General features: G+C 65.3%; 2 protein-coding genes. Both read left to right on the plus strand.

Annotation, left to right across the window (positions count from 1 at the left end; translation table 11 throughout):
• Nucleotides 1-16 precede the first annotated feature (16 nt).
• Nucleotides 17-3094, plus strand: coding sequence for an excinuclease ABC subunit UvrB (gene uvrB, locus EOA75_RS28925; RefSeq protein ID WP_127325761.1), 3078 nt, complete (start codon nucleotides 17-19; stop codon nucleotides 3092-3094).
• 393 nt (nucleotides 3095-3487) lie between these two features.
• Nucleotides 3488-4772: ATP-binding cassette domain-containing protein (locus EOA75_RS28930; protein ID WP_164747626.1), on the plus strand; the 1285-nt coding region annotated here is incomplete at its 3' end.

Raw genomic sequence — 4772 nt, forward strand, 5'->3', positions numbered from 1 at the left:
CTCCCATATTCGGGCCATGGCCAAACGCACCGACAAGAAAACGCCCTCGCCGGCGCAAGAGGGCGCGCCGAAACGGCGCAGTCCGCTGACCGAATTCCTCGACGCCGCCGAGCCCCTGGAGCGCGGCGGCTTCGCCGAAGCACCGCAAAGCGAGTTCTCCGGCGCGCCTCTCACCGGCTCGATCTCCGATTGGGCCGGGCAGATCGAGCGTGAGGCGCAAAAGCAGCCGAAGGCTAAAGCGCCGAAGAAAATCCCCGAGCGCTCTGCTGCGCCCGGGCGCACGGCGCGCGGCACCTCGATGGGCGGCGCGGCATCGGCGAAAGAACGCGCCGCCGCCGGCCTCAACCCGGTGGCCGGCCTCGACATCAGCCTGGAGGACGCCGAGCAGGTTTCCTCGAGCGGTGTGACCGCGACCGTCGCCGCACTGTCGAGGCTCATCGAATCCGGCAATCCGCTGCACAAGGATGGCCAGCTTTGGACGCCGCACCGGCCTGCCCGGCCGGAAAAATCGGAAGGCGGCATCGCCATCAAGATGGTGTCGGATTTCGAGCCCGCCGGCGACCAGCCGACCGCCATCAAGGACCTTGTCGAGGGTGTCGAGCAAAGCGACCGCACCCAGGTGCTGCTCGGCGTGACCGGCTCCGGCAAGACCTTCACCATGGCCAAGGTGATCGAGGAAACGCAGCGCCCTGCCCTGATCCTGGCGCCGAACAAGACGCTGGCCGCGCAGCTCTATGCCGAGTTCAAGAAATTCTTCCCCGAAAACGCGGTCGAGTATTTCGTCTCCTATTACGACTACTACCAGCCGGAAGCCTACGTCCCGCGCACCGACACCTATATCGAGAAGGAATCCTCGATCAACGAGCAGATCGACCGCATGCGCCACTCGGCAACGCGCTCGCTGCTGGAGCGTGATGACGTCATCATCGTCGCCTCCGTCTCCTGCATCTACGGTATCGGCTCGGTCGAGACCTACACGGCGATGACCTTCCAGATGCAGGTCGGTGACCGGCTCGACCAGCGCGCCTTGCTTGCCGACCTCGTCGCCCAGCAATACAAGCGCCAGGACATCAACTTCGTGCGCGGCTCGTTCCGCGTGCGCGGCGACACGATCGAGATCTTTCCGGCCCACCTCGAAGACCGCGCCTGGCGCATCTCGATGTTCGGCGACGAGATCGAGGCGATCACCGAGTTCGATCCGCTGACCGGCCAGAAGACCGGCGAGCTGAAGAGCGTCAAGATCTACGCCAATTCGCACTATGTGACGCCGCGGCCGACCTTGAATCAGGCTATCAAGTCGATCAAGGAAGAGCTGCAATACCGCCTGCAAGAGCTTGAAAAGGCTGGCCGTCTGCTTGAAGCGCAACGTCTCGAGCAGCGCACGCGCTTCGACCTCGAGATGCTCGAGGCGACCGGTTCCTGCGCCGGCATCGAGAATTATTCGCGCTATCTCACCGGTCGCCAGCCGGGCGAGCCGCCGCCGACCCTGTTCGAATATGTGCCGGACAATGCGCTGATCTTCATCGACGAGAGCCACGTCACAGTGCCGCAGATCGGCGGCATGTATCGCGGCGACTTCCGCCGCAAGGCGACGCTGGCCGAGTATGGCTTCCGCCTGCCCTCCTGCATGGACAACCGGCCGCTGCGCTTCGAGGAATGGGACGCCATGCGCCCGCTGTCGATCGCCGTCTCGGCGACGCCGGGCGGCTGGGAGCTCGACCAGTCCGGCGGCGTCTTCGCCGAGCAGGTCATCCGCCCGACCGGCCTGATCGACCCGCCGGTCGAGGTGCGCCCCGCCAAGAGCCAGGTCGACGATGTCGTCGGCGAAATCCGTGAGACGACCAGGCTGGGCTACCGTACGCTGGTCACGGTCCTCACCAAGCGCATGGCCGAAGACCTCACCGAATATCTGCATGAGAACGGCATTCGAGTCCGCTACATGCACTCCGATATCGACACGCTGGAGCGCATCGAGATCCTGCGCGACCTGCGCCTCGGCGCCTTCGACGTGCTGGTCGGCATCAACCTGCTCCGCGAAGGCCTCGACATTCCCGAATGCGGCTTCGTCGCCATCCTCGATGCCGACAAGGAAGGTTTCCTTCGTTCGGAAACCTCGCTGATCCAGACCATCGGCCGCGCCGCCCGCAACGTCGACGGCAAGGTCATCCTCTACGCCGACCAGATCACCGGCTCGATGGAACGGGCGATGGCGGAGACCAACCGCCGCCGCGAGAAGCAGATGGAGTGGAACGCGGCCAACGGCATCACGCCGGAATCGGTCAAGTCGCGCATCGCCGACATCCTCGACTCCGTCTACGAGAAGGATCACGTGCGCGCCGACATCTCGCAGTTCACCGACGATGCCGGCGCCATGATCGGCAACAATCTGAAAACCCATCTCGAGGCGCTGGACAAGCAGATGCGCGATGCCGCCGCCAATCTCGACTTCGAGAAGGCCGCCCGCATCCGCGACGAGATCAAGCGGCTGCGCGAAATGGAGCTGTCCATCTCGGACGATCCGCTCGCCCGCTACGCCGACATGGAAAGCCCGGTTTCCGGCCGCGAGAAAGGCAGGCACAACAAGGGACGTGCGGTGCACCGCACCGTCGATGACGACGGCAAGGGCCTGTTCCGCAAGCCGGATCTCGATGAGATGGGCGCGGACGGCGCGGTGCCGGTGAAGAAGCCTCTTTTCGCCAAGCCCTCGATCGACGACATGGGACCGGGCACCGATATGGCAACACCCGCTGGCGCGGTCTCGCGTTCGCTGTTCAAGAAGCAGTCGGCGCAGGAAGCGCATGGCTCCGACTTCGGCATCCCGGGCGATCGCACCGGGTCGCTGTTCCGCAAGAACTCGCTCGACGAGATGACGGTGCGCCGTACCGAAAAACCCGTCGAAGGAACGGTGCCTACGAAGCCACGGCCAATCTCCCCCCTTGTGGGGGAGATGTCCGGCAGGACAGAGGGGGGCGCGAAGGAACGCGACGATAAACCCATCGTCCGCCAGCGCTCTGGGATCGGCTCTTACGAAGACCCAGCCGATGAGCGCCGTCAAAAGCGCCGGCCGAGCAAGACTGGGCGGCCGGGGCACTGATTTCTGAAGAGATTGATGTTGACATGCCGGCGGGACAGCGCTCTGTCCTGCCGGACATCTCCCCCACAATGGGCCCACAAGAGGGAGGTCGGCAGTTTCAGCGCTCCGCTCTGTCCTGCCGCCCCTTGCCATGTCCCCCTCCCGAGGTGTACCCAGTTTCCCAATTCGAACATCTGGAAAGGAGGGCTGCGTGTCTATCGATCACCACCGTCAGCGCGGCCCTGTCTGTGCCCTGCGAGCTTGCTTGCAGGGCTGACCAGGACGGTCCGGGAATTTTCCCCCGCTTCGATTTTTGGTCTGCCCTTCGTGGTGCCGCTGATCTCGGCCTGATGGCCTACCGGCGCACCGTCAAAGTGCATTGAGCCGGGCTCCGGCAAGACCAGAGAAATCGACATGGCCCTGATCAGCCTCAAATCCCTCGGCGTCACCATGAGTGCGCCGCTCTTCTCCAACCTCGACCTCATCATCGGTGCCGGCGACCGGCTGGGCATCGTCGCGGCGAACGGCCGTGGCAAATCCACCCTGCTCAGATGCCTGGCCGGCGAGCTGGACGCCACGAGCGGCGATATCACCCGGACGCGCGGCTTGCGCGTCGGCCATGTCGAGCAATCCGTCCCCGACGCGCTGCTCGACCGTAGCTTCCATCAGGTGGTTGCCGATGCCTTGCCGCCGGAGCAGCTTGGCAGCGAGCTTTGGCGCGTCGACGTGGTGCTGGATTCGCTCGATGTGCCTGAGGACATGCGCGACAGGGCGATGCGGGCCTTGAGCGGCGGCTGGCAAAGGCTGGCGCTGATCGCCCGCGTCTGGGTCACCGACCCGGACGTGCTTCTGCTCGACGAGCCGACCAACCATCTCGACCTCGCCAGGATCGGCCAGCTCGAAACCTGGCTGAACGCGCTGCCACGCGAGGTGCCGGTGATCATCGCCAGCCACGACCGCGCCTTTCTCGACGCCACCACCAACCGCACGCTGTTCCTGCGCCCGGAAGAATCGCCGGTGTTTTCGCTGCCCTATTCGCGCGCCCGGCAGGCGCTCGACGAGGTCGACGCCTCGACGGCGCGGCGGTTCGAGCGCGACATGAAGGTCGCACAGCAGTTGCGCCGGCAGGCAGCCAAGCTCAACAACATCGGCATCAATTCCGGCAGCGACCTGCTGACGGTCAAAACCAAGCAGCTCAGGGAGCGGGCCGAAAGGCTGGAAGATGCAGCCGTGGCAGCGCATCGCGAGCGTTCGGCCGGCGCGATCCGATTGGCCAACCGTGGCACCCACGCCAAGGTGCTGATCACGCTCGACGACCCGGCGGTCGAAACGCCCGACGGCACGCTGCTGTTCAGGACCGGCAAGCGCCATATCTGCCAAGGCGACCGCATCGTGCTGCTCGGCCGCAACGGTGTCGGCAAATCGCGCTTCATTGCGATGATCCGCGCCGCCATCGCCGAACCGGGGTCGGAAGAAAGCGTCAAGGTGACGCCGTCGACCGTGCTCGGCTACAGCGACCAGGCTCTGTCCGGCATCGGCGCCGACGCCACCCCGCTGGCGATGGTCTCGCGCCGCTTCGAGATCGGCGAGCAGCGCGCCCGCTCGCTTCTCGCCGGCGCCGGCGTCGCCATCGAGATGCAGGAGAAAAGGATTGCCGCGTTGTCGGGCGGACAGCGGTCGAGGCTGATGTTGCTGGTGC

It is taken from the genome of Mesorhizobium sp. M1A.F.Ca.IN.022.07.1.1 (assembly GCF_003997575.1).
GTDB lineage: Bacteria > Pseudomonadota > Alphaproteobacteria > Rhizobiales > Rhizobiaceae > Mesorhizobium.